We start from the raw sequence: 14,446 nt of genomic DNA on the forward strand, positions 1-14,446 counted from the left end.
GTCAGCGCGACCTCGTCACGACCGAGATCTGGTCGAGGCGCTCGAGGATGACGCCCTCGCGCAGTGCCCAGGGACAGATCTCCAGCTCGGTCAGGTCGAAGATGTCCATGCACGCCTCGGCGACCAGCGCACCGGGGACGATCTGGTGCGTACGACTCGGCGAGACGCCCGGCAGGTCGGCGAGGTCGTCGGCCGACATGTCCATGAGCTTGGGGATCCACTCCGACAGGGTTGCGAGCTCCAGCACCCGCGGCACGAGCTGACCGTCTCCGCTCGGCGCGGCACCGCAGATCCGCGCCAGCGAGCGGAACGTCTTCGACGTCGCGGCGGCACGGTCGGGGACGCCGGGCCGCAGCAGGTGGCCGGCGTCGCGGGCGATCTCGGCCCGGATCTGGCGGCGCAGCTCGCGGATGTCGTCGTCGGAGGGTCGCTCGCCGCCGAACCACGCGCGCGCCATCCGGGCCGCGCCCAGGGGCAGCGACCAGGCGACGTCGGGGTTCTCGTCGGTGCCGCCGGCGATCTCGAGCGACCCGCCGCCGATGTCGAAGACCGCCAGCCGGCCGGCCGACCAGCCGAACCAGCGGCGTACGGCCAGGAAGGTCAGGCGCGCCTCGTCCTCGCCGGAGAGCACCTCGAGGGTGACGCCGCTGTGCTTCTCGACGTGCTCGAGGACCTCGTGGGAGTTGACGGCGTCACGAACCGCGGAGGTTGCGAAGCCGAGCATCTCCTCGCAGCCCTTGTCCTCGGCGATCTCGGTCGCGGAGGCGCAGAAGTCGGTGAGGGCCTTGATGCCCTTCTTGGTGACGGCGCCGTCGTCGTCGAGGTGCTCGGCCAGGCGCAGCGGCTGCTTGTGCGAGGAGGCGGGCAGCGGGGCGGCGCCACCGTGCGCGTCGACCACGAGCAGGTGGCCGGTGTTGGAACCGATGTCGAGCACTCCCAGGCGCATGCCCGCCACGCTACTAGGCCATGGTCGCGCGACTAGGCTCTGCGAGTGCCCGAAGTCGACCTGGTCTTTCCCCGTGCGTACGTCGAGTTCGGCGACCCGGCCGACGAGGGCCAGGTGTTCCGCTGCGACCTGACCTGGCTGACCTCGGCCTACATGTGCATCTTCGGGCAGGGCTGCGCGGGCATCTACGCCGACGCCCCCGACGTCGGCTGCTGCACCCTCGGCGCGCACTTCGCCGACCGGGACGACGAGAAGCGCGTCGCGGGGTTCGTCGCCCAGCTCACCCCCGACGACTGGCAGCTGCACCCGGGCCGCGCGGTGAAGAAGTCCGACTGGGTCGAGACCGACGACGACGGTGAGCGCAAGACGCTCGCGGTCGAGGTCGACGGGCAGCGGGCCTGCGTCTTCCACAACCGCACCGACTTCACCAACGACAGCGGGCACGTCGGCGCCGGGTGTGCGCTCCACGGCCTGGCCCTGCGCCAGGGCCGCAACCCGCTCGAGACCAAGCCCGACGTCTGCTGGCAGCTGCCCATCCGCCGGCAGTACCGCTCCGTCGAGCGGCAGGACGGGACGGCGTACACCGAGGTCTCGATCGGCGAGTACGACCGTCGCGGCTGGGGCCCCGGCGGCCACGACCTCGACTGGTACTGCTCGGGCAACACCGAGGCGCACGTCGCCCTCGAGCCGGTGTTCGTCACCCACGAGGCCGAGCTCGTCGAGCTGATGGGACCGGAGGCGTACGCCGAGCTGACCCGCCACTGCGAGGCGCACGTCCGCTCCCGCTCGGCGCTGGCCCTCCACCCGGCAGATCCCCGCTGAGCAACCGGGGAATCCACACCTCGAGATTGCTCGACGTCAAGAGAACCTGACCCCGGTGTCACCGGTCGAGACGAACCGGGGTCAGAATCTCTGCATGCGCCTGGATCACGTCAGCTTCGCCGCCGGACCTGATGGACTTGCCAGCACCGCCCAGCGCATCGGGGGGTTGCTCGGCACGGAGTTCGTCAGCGGCGGGGTGCACCCCCGCTTCGGCACCCGCAACATGATCCTGCCGCTCGCCGGCGGGACCTACATGGAGATCGTCGAGGTGCTCGACCACCCCGCGAGCGACAAGGCGCCCTTCGGGCAGGCCGTGCGTGCCCGCTCCGCCCTCGGCGGCGGCTGGTTGGGCTGGGTCGTCTCCGTCGAGGAGCTCGAGCCGGTCGAGAGCCGCCTGGGCCGCGAGGCCGTCAAGGGCAACCGCCACCGTCCCGACGGCACCGAGCTGCTGTGGCAGCAGGTCGGCGTCAACGGCCTCCTCAACGACCCGCAGCTCCCCTACTTCATCCACTGGCAGTCGCCGGTCGAGCTCCACCCCAGCAACGGCGCCAGCGGCGACTTCTCCCTGGCCTGCCTGGAGATCGCGGGCGACCCGCAGCGGGTGAGCGAGTGGCTCGGCGAGACCGTCGAGGCCCCGCTCGAGGACATCAAGGTCGACTGGGTCGCCCCCAACGGCACCCCCGGCATCGTCGCGGTGCAGCTGCAGACGCCCGCCGGCCTCGTGCGCATCTGAGCTTGAAGCCCCGCCCCTCCCCCAACATCTGGCACACCCCCGGGCTCTACGAGCTCGAGAACCGGGCCGCCGACCCGCACGGCCGTATCGAGGCCGCGATGCGCGAGGTCGCCGACTGGTCGGGACGCGCGTTCCTCGACATCGGCTGCGGCACCGGCTTCCACCTGCCCCTGTGGGCGGCATCGGCCGCGAGCGTGGTCGGGGTCGAGCCGTACGCCCCGCTGGTGCCGCTCGCGCGACGGCGTACGAAGAAGCTGGCCAACGTGAAGGTGGTCAAGGGGATGGCCGAGTCGTTGCCTCTCGCTGATGCGTCGGTCGACGTGGCCCACGCCCGCTGGGCCTACTTCTTCGGGCCCGGCTCCGAGCCCGGGCTGCGCGAGCTCGACCGGGTAGTACGCCGCGGCGGTACGGCGTTCGTGATCGACAACGACCCGACGCGGTCCACCTTCGGCCGCTGGTTCGCCCGCGGCTACCCGATGGTCGACCCGGTGGCGGTCGAACGGTTCTGGTCGACCCACGGCTGGGAGCGTCGCCGGATCGACATGGACTGGTCGTTCGAGTCGCGCTCGGACCTCGAGTCCGTCGTCCGCATCGAGCTGCCGCCCGAGGCGGCCGAGGAGGCGCTGTCCTCCCACAACGGCACCGCGGTCGACTACGCCATCAACCTGTGGTGGCGGCACTTCTAGCCGCGATCAGGGGTGGGCAAACCTGAGCTGGGAGGTGCCCCACATCGTGGTGACGACGGGCAGGTACTGCTCGTCGCCCGCGCGCTCACAGGTCTTCGTCGACAGGGAGCACCGCACCACCTGCACGTGCTGCACGAACTCGGGCTCAGGCGACGTCGGGCCGGTCCATCGATCGGCGACGGGCAGCAGGAAGCTGTCGTCGCTCTCCCAGACCGCGCCGCCCCGCTGCGCGTCCAGTTGTGCGCGGGCGACGCCGGCCGGCATGTCGAGGCGGTGCCACCTGCCGTCCGCGATGCTCCACACGCGCGGGAGGTCGTCGGTGATGAGCCACTCCGCCGCGGGCGAGACGCCGACTGCTCCACCGAGGGGTTGACCCATGCAGTCACTGCGCCACTCCTCCCATGCGGTGCCGCGGAGGAGGTACGTCGTCACGCAGGTGTCGGTGTCGCCGACGTAGTCGTAGCGCACGGCGACGTCGGCGGCGTCGGCGTCGCTGATGTGGCTGCCCTCGGGCGGTTGCACGGGCACGGTCGTCCCGTCGTCACGCAGCAGCCAGGTGGCGCCCAAGCCCTCGTCGAACGAAGCACCCTCGTAGACCAGGCCGTCGGCGGTGAAGCCGACCATCCGGATCCGGGTGCCAGCGTCGTCGGCCCCCGACCCGGGGACGTGCGGGACCGCCGTCGCCTGCATCGTGGTGAGGTCGACCACCCAGGACCCGTAGGCGGCGCGTCGCCCGTCGGCCGACACCACCACCCCTGCGTCGCCGAGTCCCTCGACGGAGGTGCCAGTCGGCAGCGCTCGCAACGATCCGTCGGGCGCCATCACCGCGAGCCCGAGTCGTTCCTCGTCCTGCCCAGTCACCACCAGCCACCCACCGACGACCTCCTGCGGCGGGTAGGAGTAGTTGACCTCCTCGCCGAGGGTGTCGTGCATCTGACCTTCGCTCCACAGACCGCCCTCACCGAAGAACGGCAGCGCCGGGGGATCGCCCTGCGGCAGGCCACGCGCCCAGGCCAGGCCGTCCGCGAGCTCGGCGCTCGTGCCGGAGGCCACCTCGCCGTCACGCCCCAGGGGTCCGTTGCCGGGGATCTGCACCACCGTGGTGGCGAGGACAACCACGGCCGCCAGGGCGAGGCCGCCCGCCACCGCGCGCCGTCGCCGTCGTCGGCGTCCGCCCGCCACGGCGCCGTCGGCCAGGCCGGGCGGGACCGTCGTGTCCTGGACGGCAGTGCTGAGCTGCGTACGCAGCAGGGTGTCGGGCGTCATCGGCGAGCTCCTGACAGGTCGGTGGAGTAGGCGCGCATGACCGCCATCGCGCGGGAGGCGTGGGCCTTCACGGCGCCGGCGCTGCAGCCGAGCGCCTCGGCGATCTGGGCCTCGGAGAGGTCGTCGTAGTAGCGCAGCACCACGACCGCGCGCTGGCGCGGCGAGAGCAGCTCGAGCAGACCGAAGACGTGGTCGCGGTCCTCGGGGCCGGCCTGGTGGACCGGCACGTCGGGCACCTTGTCGGTGACCACCTCGCCGCGCCGGGTCCGCTGCCGGGTCCGGTCGATCGCGGCCCGCGTCATGATCGAGCGGACGTAGGCCTCCTGCGCACCCTTGCGCTCGATGCGCGCCCAGGCGACGTACGCCTTCTCCAACGCGGTCTGCACCAGGTCCTCGGCGGCGTGCTGGTCACCAGCGGTGAGCAGTCGTGCGGTCCGCAGCAGCGCCGCGGACCGGGCGTCGACGAAGGCGACGAAGTCGTCGTCACGACGGGCCACGGCATCTCCTCGGGTCGGTGGAGGTCTCTGCTTGTGGAGACGACGGCGCGACCCGTCCGGTTGACTAGCTGGACCCGCGGATCGCCAGCGTCGGCGCGAGGAGCACCCCGCGCGTCTCGACCGGCTGGTGGGAGAGCAGCGCACTCAGGGTGCGGACGATCTCGACGGCGACGTCCTCGAGCGGCTGGCGTACGGACGTCAGGCCCACCGGGAAGACCTGCGCGACCTGGGAGTCGTCGAAGCCCACCACCGCGATGTCGCGGCCGGGGGCGAGTTGGCGGATCCAGAGCGTGTGCAGGACGCCCATCGCGAGGGTGTCGGACGCGCACACGAAGGCGGTCGGCTCGGACTCGTCGAGGAGCACCGCGGCCGCCTCGGCGCCGCTGTGCACGACGTCCTCGACGCGGGAGGCCATCCCCGTGGTGGGCAGGCCGTTGGCGTGCATCGTGGAGACCCAGCCCGCGCGGCGGTCCTCCCCGATGGGCGAGTCCTTGCGCCATCCGATCCACGCGATGCGCGTGTGGCCGCGGTCGATGAGGTGCTGCGTGGCGAGGCGGGTGCCGGCGGCGCCGTCGACGTCGACCCAGACGTGGCGGGCGACGTCGTCGTCCCACGGACGACCGAAGGCGACGAAGGGCGCGCGCTGCTGGCTGAGCCAGGCGGCCTGCGGGTTGCCGAGGTAGGTGTCGGTGACGACGAAGGCATCGACGGCGGTCGAGCGGAGCAGGTTGTCGTAGCCGCCGATCGGGTCCTCGTCGTCGGCCGGGAAGAGCAGGACGTGGTAGCCGGCCTCGTCGCTCGCCTCGACCAGCGAGTGGACGAAGCGGTCCATCATCGCGTTCGCCGTGCCCTCCTGTGCGGGAGTGAACCGCAGCCCGATCAGCGAGGACGTGCGCGTACGTAGGTTGCGGGCCGCGCGGTTGGGCGAGTAGCCCAGCTCGGCGATGGTCTGCCGGACCCGTTCGAGGGTGTCGGGGCGCAGCAGGTCAGGGTTGTTGACCGCGTTGGAGACCGTCTGGCGTGAGACCCCGGCGCGCTCGGCGACGTCGGCGAGGGTCGTCGGCGTGACCGGCAGCTGGCTGCCGGGCCGATGGTCGCTGCGAACCATGGCACCCCCCCTTGATCGATCCAACTGCGTGAAGCATAAGCCCGGGTGTCGGCGGATCAGGTAAGGGTGCAGGCGCCGAAAAAGGTGAAGGGCCCTCGCGAGTATGAGTCGCAAGGGCCCTTCGGTTTGACCGGATCGTGTGACGACCTCCGGTCGACGCCTCTTCACCGTTGGTCCCCGCGGCTGCGTCACCCAGTCGCGGCGGCTGGTCGGCCGAAGCCAACCCGTCCGGATGGACCCTCGTCTCCGAGTCATCCCGCCTCCCCTTGCGGGGCGGCGTAGGAGACGTTCTACGCGGTCGCGGCGACGGCGCGCAAGGGGTTCGGTGGACCGAGATCCCTGTCCACCGCCCGTCCACCGATGGAGCCGGTCCATCCCCAGATCGGCGGGGTTCGTCCACAGGATCGGCGCGTGCTCCACAGGCCGGAGGCACTCGATGTGGAGAAGTGGACCAGACCAACCGGTGCCCCCTCGTACGCGTGCCGAGCCCTCCGGTGCGGGTGCGCAGCACTGTCGGTGCCCTCGCCTAGCGTGGCTCCCATGTCCACGAAGGCCCCGCGCCAAGCCCGCTCCACCTACCGCTGCACCGAGTGCGGCTGGGAGGCGGTCAAGTGGGTCGGCCGGTGTGGCGAGTGCCAGGCGTGGGGCTCGGTCGCAGAGGTCGGCGCGCCGACCCTGCGCGCCGCCGCGGGCCCCGTCTCCACCCCCGCGGTCCCGATCGGACAGGTCTCGATCACCGAGTCGGTCGCCCGGACGAGCGGCGTGCCCGAGCTCGACCGCGTGCTGGGTGGTGGCCTCGTGCCCGGGGCCGCGATCCTGCTCGCCGGCGAGCCCGGCGTCGGCAAGAGCACGCTGCTGCTCGAGGTCGCGGCGCAGACCGCCCGCACCCGGCAGCGCACCCTCTACATCACCGGCGAGGAGTCGGCCGCCCAGGTGCGGCTGCGCGCCGACCGCACCGGCGGCGTCCACGACGAGCTGTTCCTGGCCGCCGAGACCGACCTCGGTGCGGTCCTCACCCACATCGAGGAGGTGCGGCCGACCCTGGTGGTCGTCGACTCGGTGCAGACGATCGGCGCGTCCGGCATCGACGGCGTGCCCGGCGGTGTCACTCAGGTCAAGGAGGTCGCCGCGGCCCTGATCCGGGTGGCCAAGACGCGCAACATCACCACCGTGCTCGTCGGCCACGTCACCAAGGACGGCTCCATCGCCGGCCCGCGCGTCCTCGAGCACCTCGTCGACGTGGTGCTCCACTTCGAGGGCGATCGCAACTCCCGCTTCCGGATGCTCCGGGCGATGAAGAACCGCTACGGCCCGGTCGACGAGGTCGGCTGCTTCGACCTGTCGTCCGAGGGCATCGCCGCCGTCACCGACCCGACCGGGCTGTTCGTCGAGCACCACACCCAGGACGTGTCGGGCACCTGCGTGGCCGTGACCATGGAGGGCCGTCGGCCGCTGCTGGCCGAGGTGCAGGCGCTGCTGACGCCCTCGCCCCTGGAGCGGCCGCGCCGCACCGTCTCGGGCGTCGAGTCGTCCCGCGTCGACATGGTGCTCGCCGTCCTCACCCGCCACGCCCGGCTGCGCATCGCGGGCAGCGACACGTTCGTCGCGACCGTCGGCGGGGCCAAGCTCAACGACCCAGCTGCCGACCTGGCCATCGCCGTCGCCGTCGCCAGCTCTCACCTGGGCGTGCCTGCGCCGCGGGGTGCCGTCGCCATCGGGGAGATCGGTCTCGCCGGCGAGCTCCGCCGCGTCCGCGACCTGCCCCAGCGGATCGCGGAAGCGGCCCGGCTGGGCTTCAAGGTCGCCGTCGTCCCGCGCGGTCGTACGCTCGCCAGCGAGCGCGGCATCCCGAGCCGGCGGGTGGTCGACGGCCTCCGGGTGGTCGAGGTGGACGACGTCTTCGGCGCCCTCCTCACCCTCGAGCTCACGCCGCCGCTCTAGCTAGGTCACGGCTTTGTGACGGAACGCTCGATTGCGCTGGCGCGCCCTACACTTCACCGGGGTGCCCGGGGGTAGTGCCGGCACAGACACATGTGGAGGACCGGTGGCAGAGCGCATCGACGAGCAGCTTCGCCTGCGCGCGACATTGGCCTCCATCGCACCGGGTACGCAGCTGCGCGACGGACTCGAGCGGATCCTGCGCGGTCGTACGGGCGCCCTGATCGTGCTGGGCCAGGACAAGACCGTCGACTCGATCGCCACCGGCGGCTTCACCCTCGACGTCCCGTTCACCGCGACCGGGCTGCGTGAGCTGGCGAAGATGGACGGCGCGATCATCCTCGATAAGGACATCACCCGGGTCCACCGAGCCGCGGTCCACCTGATGCCCGACCACACCATCCCGTCGGAGGAGACCGGCACCCGGCACCGTACGGCCGAGCGGGTCGCCAAGCAGACCGGCCACCCGGTCATCTCGGTGTCGCAGTCGATGCAGATCATCGCGGCCTACGTCGGCGACATCCGCCACGTCCTCGAGGACTCCGGCAAGATCCTCTCCCGCGCCAACCAGGCCCTCGCGACCCTCGAGCGCTACAAGATGCGCCTCGACGAGGTCTCCGCGACGCTGTCGGCCCTCGAGATCGAGGACCTGGTCACGGTGCGCGACGTCGCCGTCGTCGCCCAGCGCCTCGAGATGGTCATCCGCATCGCCCGCGAGATCGAGGACTACGTCCTCGAGCTCGGCACCGACGGCCGCCTGCTGTCCCTCCAGCTCGAGGAGCTCGTCACCGGTGTCGATGCCGAGCGCGAGCTCGTCGTCCGCGACTACCTGCCGACCGGCAAGCGCCGCCAGAACAGCCCCGAGCTGCACCTCGCCGAGCTCGAGGGACTCTCTCCGACCGACCTCGTCGACCCCGCCGCCGTCGCGCGGGTCATCGGGCTCGGCGGCGCGGAGCACCTCGACGCCGCGGTCGCGCCCCGCGGCTACCGGCTGCTCGCCAAGGTCCCCCGGCTCCCCGCCGCCGTCGTCGACCGCCTGGTCGAGCACTTCGGCGGCCTCCAGCAGCTCCTGTCAGCCGGCATCGACGACCTCCAGGCCGTCGAGGGCGTCGGCGAGCTCCGCGCCCGCAGCGTCCGTGAGGGCCTCTCCCGCCTCGCCGAGTCCAGCATCACCGAGCGGTACATCTGAGCCGAGCAGCCGTCAGCGAGGCACGAGCTGGCGGCGTGGGCTCGGCCAGATCGAGCAAGGCCCACGACCGAGGAACGAGGTCGTGACGGCCGCGTCGAGATCTCGCCTCACAGGAATGACCATCGGGAGCTGGGGCCAGCGCACCGGCGTACGACCCACTGGTTCCGAGCTTCCATATCCAAACTGGAGCCTTGCCCGCGAAGTTTCGCACTGGAACCTCCAGTTTCCCCGGGTACCCGGGGAAACTGACGACCCGGACGCACGTCAGCCGGCGGAGTTCCCCGCGCCGTCCTCACCGGGGGTGTGGGCGGTGTCGCCGTTCTTGTTCTTCTTGCCACCCTGCTGCTCGGGCTCGGCGGTCTGGGTGATGACGCCTGGCTGGGGCGCGACCAGCTCGAACTGGACGTCGGTCGCCTCGCCGCCGAGGGCGGCGGCGGCCACGTGGTAGAAGCCCGGCATGGCATAGGCGGTGCGGTCGGAGCAGGTCTCGTCGGAGCGCTTCGCCGACCAGGTCACCACGACCGGTGCGTCCACGGCCGACCGGACGACCACGTCCTGGGGCGCGATGGCCACAGGGCACTCGCGGGTGCTCCAGATGTAGTCGTCACCCGACGTGATCGTCACCGTCATCGTCGTCGCCGACGCCTGCCAGGTGCACGCCTCGGCGACCTTGGTGCGCAGGTTGATCGTGATCGGGACGGTCGCGCCGACGCCGCCGGCGGCCGTGGTGATGGCCGGGGTCGCGACGATGTCGGACTCGGTGCACGGGCCACTGGGCTCGGCCAGCACCGGCTCCGGCGGGGCGGTCTCCTGGTTGCGCTTCTTCTTGCCCTTGCGGCCCTTCTTGCCCTCCGTCGTGGCACCGGCGGTCGGCCCCGAGGTGGCGGGCGCGATGTCGTCGACGGTGGCGCCGGCCTGCGTCGCCGTACCGGTCGAGGCGTCCTGGCCGTCGGACGACCCGCCGAGCACGCGCGCGAGCACCACCACGAGCAGCAGGGGGATCGCGAGCACCACGATCCGTCGGGTCCAGTAGACCCGGGCCGGGAGCGGCCCGCGAGGTCGCACGGTCGACGGCATGGGGTCAGGTTAGGGAGGAACCGGCCCGTCTCGGCGGAGGCGCACCGGCTCACCTACGATCGCCGCGATGGACGCCCCTGCCGCCAGCGCACTCCACGACGCCGTGCTCGACTGGTACGACGACCACGCACGGGACCTCCCGTGGCGCGGGGTCGCCGCCACGCCCTGGTCGGTGATGGTCAGCGAGTTCATGCTCCAGCAGACCCCCGTCGCCCGGGTGCTGCCTGTGCACGCCGCATGGCTCGAGCGCTGGCCCACACCGGCCGACCTCGCCGCGGAGTCCACGGGCGAGGCTGTGCGGATGTGGGGCCGGCTCGGCTACCCGCGACGCGCGCTGCGCCTCCACGCTGCTGCCGTCGCGATCGTCGAGCGCCACGGCGGCGCGGTGCCGACGTGGTACGCCGACCTGCTGGCGCTGCCGGGCGTCGGGGACTACACCGCCTCGGCCATCGCCAGCTTCGCGTACGGCCAGCGCCACGTGGTCCTCGACACCAACGTCCGACGCGTGCTCGCCCGCGCGGTCTCCGGGGTCGAGTTCCCGGCGCCCGCGGTGACCCGCGCCGAGCGTGACGTGGCGACCTCGCTGCTCCCCGACGCCCCGGCCACCGCGGCGACCTGGGCGGTCGCGACGATGGAGCTGGGCGCGCTCGTCTGCACCGCACGCCAGCCGTCGTGCGACACCTGTCCGATCGCCGAGCTCTGTGCGTGGCGCGCCGCCGGCTTCCCGGCGTACGACGGCCCGCCGCGCCGCGGCCAGGCGTGGGCGGGCACCGACCGCCAGTGCCGCGGGCGGATCATGGCGCTCGCCCGCGACCAGTCGTCCGTGAGCACGGCCCAGGTCGAGCAGGCCTGGCCGGAGCGGGAGCAGCGCGAGCGCTGCCTCCCCGGACTGGTCGCCGACGGCCTGCTGACGCAGATCACCCCGGGGCGCTGGTCGCTCCCGGGGTGATCAGGTGAGGCAGGGTCAGGCGGGGTCGCGCGGGACGTCGACCGGTCCCACGCTGTCGTCGGGACCCTCGAGGTTGCCCTCGTCGTCACGCTGCGGCTCGAGCCCCAGGTCGGCGGTCTCGAACGGCGGCAGGTCGGGGACCCGGGAGTTCTTCTGTCCCTTGAAGGTGAACGTGGCCGCAGGGCCCTCGCCCTCGACGTCCACCAGGATGATCTGTCCCGGACCGACCTCACCGAAGAGCATCTTCTCGGCGAGGACGTCCTCGATCTCGCGCTGGATCGTGCGACGCAGCGGCCGCGCACCGAGCACCGGGTCGAACCCTCGCTCGGCCAGCAGCGCCTTGGCGGGCTGGGTGAGCTCGAGCGACATGTCGCGGTCCTTCATGCGCAGCTCGACCGCCGCGATCATGTTGTCGACCATCGCGACGATCTGCTCCTGCGACAGCGGCGGGAACACGACGATCTCGTCGACACGGTTCAGGAACTCGGGCCGGAAGTGCTGCTTGAGCTCCTCCGACACCTTGGTCTTCATCCGCTCGTAGGAGCCCGCCGCGTCTGCGCCGATGGCACCGAAGCCGAGGTTGACGCTCTTGGCGATGTCACGCGAGCCGAGGTTGGTCGTCATGATGATGACGGTGTTCTTGAAGTCGATGACGCGACCCTGCGAGTCCGTCAGGCGGCCTTCCTCGAGAATCTGCAACAGGCTGTTGAAGATGTCGGGGTGGGCCTTTTCGACCTCGTCGAACAGCACCACGGAGAACGGCTTGCGGCGCACCTTCTCGGTGAGCTGTCCGCCCTCTTCGTAACCGACGTATCCGGGCGGCGAACCGAACAGACGCGACACGGTGTGCTTCTCGGAGAACTCGCTCATGTCGAGCTGGATCAGCGCGTCCTCGTCACCGAAGAGGAATTCGGCGAGCGTCTTGGACAGCCAGGTCTTGCCGACACCGGACGGGCCGGCGAAGATGAACGAGCCGCCGGGGCGCTTGGGGTCCTTGAGACCCGCACGCGTACGCCGGATGGCACGGCTGAGGGCCTTGACGGCCTCCTCCTGGCCGATCACGCGCTTGTGGAGCTCGTCCTCCATCTTGAGCAGACGGGTGGACTCCTCCTCCGAGAGCTTGACGATCGGGATGCCCGTGGCGACGGCCAGGACCTCCGCGATCAGCTCCTCGTCGACCTCGGCGATCTCGTCGAGGTCGCCGGCGCGCCACTGCTTCTCACGCTCGGCACGGCGGGCGGAGAGCTGCTTCTCCTCGTCGCGCAGGCGGGCCGCGGCCTCGAAGTCCTGCCCGTCGATGGCCGCCTCCTTGCGCTGGCGTACGTCACCGATCTTCTCGTCGTACTCGCGCAGGTCCGGCGGGGCAGTCATCCGGCGGATGCGCAACCGCGAACCGGCCTCGTCGATGAGGTCGATCGCCTTGTCCGGCAGGAACCGGTCGGAGATGTAGCGGTCGGCCAACGTCGCCGCCGAGACCAGGGCCCCGTCGGTGATGGTCACGCGGTGGTGCGCCTCGTAGCGGTCACGCAGGCCCTTGAGCATCTCGATCGTGTGCGCGATCGACGGCTCCGCGACCTGGATCGGCTGGAAGCGGCGCTCGAGCGCGGCGTCCTTCTCGAGGTACTTGCGGTACTCGTCGAGCGTGGTCGCACCGATGGTCTGCAGCTCGCCGCGGGCCAGCATCGGCTTGAGGATGCTGGCGGCGTCGATGGCGCCTTCGGCCGCACCGGCGCCGACGAGGGTGTGGATCTCGTCGATGAACAGCACGATGTCGCCGCGGGTCTTGATCTCCTTGAGCACCTTCTTGAGGCGCTCCTCGAAGTCACCTCGGTAGCGCGAACCGGCCACCAGGGCGCCGAGGTCGAGCGTGTAGATCTGCTTGTCCTTCAGCGTCTCGGGCACGTTGCCCTTGACGATGTCCTGCGCCAGGCCGGCCACGATCGTGGTCTTGCCGACGCCGGGCTCGCCGATAAGGACGGGGTTGTTCTTCGTACGGCGCGACAGGATCTGCATCACGCGCTCGATCTCCTGCTCGCGCCCGATGACGGGGTCGAGCTTGCCCTCGCGGGCGGCCTGCGTGAGGTTCTGGCCGAACTGGTCGAGGACCAGCGAGCTGGACGGCGCCTCGCCACCGGAGCCGGAGGTCTGGGCGCCGGACGCGGCCGACTCCTTGCCCTGGAAGCCGCTGAGCAGCTGGATGACCTGCTGGCGCACCCGGTTGAGGTCGGCGCCGAGCTTCTGCAGGACCTGGGCGGCAACGCCCTCGCCCTCCCGGATCAGGCCGAGCAGGATGTGCTCGGTGCCGATGTAGGAGTGGCCGAGCTGGAGCGCCTCGCGGAGCGAGAGCTCGAGCACCTTCTTGGCGCGCGGCGTGAACGGGATGTGGCCCGACGGCGCCTGCTGGCCCTGGCCGATGATCTCCTCGACCTGGGCGCGCACGGCCTCCAGGGAGATGTCGAGGGACTCGAGGGCCTTGGCGGCGACGCCCTCGCCCTCGTGGATGAGGCCGAGCAGGATGTGCTCGGTCCCGATGTAGTTGTGGGAGAGCATGCGGGCCTCTTCCTGGGCCAGCACGACAACTCGCCGGGCTCGGTCGGTGAACCGCTCGAACATGTGCGCTCCTCTACGTCTGCGTGGTCCGCCGATCCCCCGCCGGGACGGAAGTGCGGACACTGGGCTCAACGCCCGGGATCAGCCTACGTGTTCCCGCCCACGACACGAGGCCGTCCGCTCACAGCGAACGACCCCGGACGCTGTAACGCCGGGTTAATGGCTGTACCCACCCCCGAGCAAGGGGGTGGGTACAAGCACTAACCCGGCGTTACAAGCGCGGATCAAGGGTGGAGCAGGGGCGCGCGTACGTCAGTGGGCGGCGTCGTACGCCGACTGCACGTCGGCGGAGATGCGGCCGCGCTCGGAGACGTCCATGCCCTGGCCCTTGGCCCACTCGCGTACGTCCTTGGTGTTGGACGTCGAGGCGGAGCCGGCGGAGCGGCGGGTGCGGCGCGAGCCGCCGGTGCTCTTGCGGGCGTGGCCGACGTAGCCGCTGAGGGCTTCACGAAGGGCGGCGGCGTTGGCGTCGTTGAGGTCGATCTCGTACGTCGATCCGTCGAGGCCGAACGTCACGGTCTCGGTCGCCTCGGTTCCGTCGAGGTCATCGACAAGGACAATGTTTACCTTTTGTGCCATGGTGTGTATTCCCTTTTCCTATCGAGCGTTCAGGGGCTTAAACGCT

Annotated in this window: 13 protein-coding genes; 6 read left to right on the plus strand and 7 right to left on the minus strand. The window is 71.2% G+C overall.

Annotated elements, in window-relative coordinates; genetic code table 11:
* Position 1: 1 nt before the first annotated feature.
* Entirely contained in the window at positions 2 to 946 is a 945-nt protein-coding gene (locus EUA94_RS02720; protein ID WP_129424426.1) for a Ppx/GppA family phosphatase, read from the minus strand.
* A gap of 45 nt (positions 947 to 991) precedes the next feature.
* On the opposite strand from EUA94_RS02720, the gene EUA94_RS02725 reads away from it, so the two are divergent.
* The 3 genes from EUA94_RS02725 to EUA94_RS02735 all read left to right on the plus strand — a co-directional run bounded on the left by EUA94_RS02725 (position 992) and on the right by EUA94_RS02735 (position 3,187).
* A complete protein-coding gene (locus EUA94_RS02725) occupies positions 992 to 1,768 on the plus strand; it encodes a DUF3109 family protein (protein WP_129424427.1) in 777 nt (258 codons plus the stop codon).
* A 94-nt stretch (positions 1,769 to 1,862) separates the two neighbouring features.
* Complete coding sequence (locus EUA94_RS02730) at positions 1,863 to 2,501, plus strand: VOC family protein (protein WP_129424429.1); 639 nt, start codon at positions 1,863 to 1,865, stop codon at positions 2,499 to 2,501.
* Positions 2,502 to 2,503: 2 nt separating this feature from the next.
* On the plus strand, positions 2,504 to 3,187 hold the full coding sequence (locus EUA94_RS02735; RefSeq protein WP_242494637.1) for a class I SAM-dependent methyltransferase: 684 nt from the start codon (positions 2,504 to 2,506) through the stop codon (positions 3,185 to 3,187).
* 6 nt (positions 3,188 to 3,193) lie between these two features.
* Here the strand turns inward: EUA94_RS02735 and EUA94_RS02740 are convergent, their stop codons facing one another.
* The 3 genes from EUA94_RS02740 to EUA94_RS02750 form a co-directional block, all read right to left on the minus strand.
* The gene (locus EUA94_RS02740) at positions 3,194 to 4,453 is read right to left on the minus strand and encodes a hypothetical protein (protein ID WP_129424431.1); all 1,260 of its coding nucleotides are present in this window, start codon (positions 4,451 to 4,453) and stop codon (positions 3,194 to 3,196) included.
* Positions 4,450 to 4,950, minus strand: coding sequence for a SigE family RNA polymerase sigma factor (locus EUA94_RS02745; protein ID WP_129424433.1), 501 nt, complete (start codon positions 4,948 to 4,950; stop codon positions 4,450 to 4,452). The genes EUA94_RS02740 and EUA94_RS02745 overlap by 4 nt, the downstream gene beginning before the upstream one ends.
* A gap of 64 nt (positions 4,951 to 5,014) precedes the next feature.
* Entirely contained in the window at positions 5,015 to 6,058 is a 1,044-nt protein-coding gene (locus EUA94_RS02750) for a LacI family DNA-binding transcriptional regulator (RefSeq protein WP_129424435.1), read from the minus strand.
* A 540-nt stretch (positions 6,059 to 6,598) separates the two neighbouring features.
* Here EUA94_RS02750 and radA point away from each other — a divergent pair.
* Positions 6,599 to 7,999 carry a DNA repair protein RadA gene (gene radA / locus EUA94_RS02755; protein WP_129424437.1) on the plus strand — a complete coding sequence of 467 codons (1,401 nt, stop codon included), beginning with the start codon at positions 6,599 to 6,601 and terminating at the stop codon, positions 7,997 to 7,999.
* Between the two features lie 103 nt (positions 8,000 to 8,102).
* Positions 8,103 to 9,185: a DNA integrity scanning diadenylate cyclase DisA gene (gene disA / locus EUA94_RS02760; protein ID WP_129424439.1), complete on the plus strand. Its 1,083-nt coding sequence runs from the start codon at positions 8,103 to 8,105 to the stop codon at positions 9,183 to 9,185.
* A gap of 264 nt (positions 9,186 to 9,449) precedes the next feature.
* On the opposite strand, the gene EUA94_RS02765 is transcribed toward disA, so the two are convergent.
* Positions 9,450 to 10,262 carry a hypothetical protein gene (locus EUA94_RS02765; protein ID WP_129424441.1) on the minus strand — a complete coding sequence of 271 codons (813 nt, stop codon included), beginning with the start codon at positions 10,260 to 10,262 and terminating at the stop codon, positions 9,450 to 9,452.
* A 67-nt stretch (positions 10,263 to 10,329) separates the two neighbouring features.
* Here EUA94_RS02765 and EUA94_RS02770 point away from each other — a divergent pair, with 67 nt between their 5' ends.
* Positions 10,330 to 11,211 carry an HhH-GPD family protein gene (locus tag EUA94_RS02770; protein WP_129424443.1) on the plus strand — a complete coding sequence of 294 codons (882 nt, stop codon included), beginning with the start codon at positions 10,330 to 10,332 and terminating at the stop codon, positions 11,209 to 11,211.
* A gap of 15 nt (positions 11,212 to 11,226) precedes the next feature.
* Here EUA94_RS02770 and EUA94_RS02775 read toward each other — a convergent pair whose 3' ends face one another.
* Together EUA94_RS02775 and EUA94_RS02780 are read right to left on the minus strand one after the other, a co-directional pair.
* On the minus strand, positions 11,227 to 13,824 hold the full coding sequence (locus tag EUA94_RS02775) for an ATP-dependent Clp protease ATP-binding subunit (protein WP_129424445.1): 2,598 nt from the start codon (positions 13,822 to 13,824) through the stop codon (positions 11,227 to 11,229).
* A 249-nt stretch (positions 13,825 to 14,073) separates the two neighbouring features.
* The gene (locus tag EUA94_RS02780; protein ID WP_129424447.1) at positions 14,074 to 14,400 is read right to left on the minus strand and encodes a histone-like nucleoid-structuring protein Lsr2; all 327 of its coding nucleotides are present in this window, start codon (positions 14,398 to 14,400) and stop codon (positions 14,074 to 14,076) included.
* Positions 14,401 to 14,446 lie beyond the last annotated feature (46 nt).

Origin of the sequence: Nocardioides zhouii, assembly GCF_004137345.1 — a bacterium.
GTDB classification, from domain to species: Bacteria; Actinomycetota; Actinomycetes; order Propionibacteriales; family Nocardioidaceae; genus Nocardioides; species Nocardioides zhouii.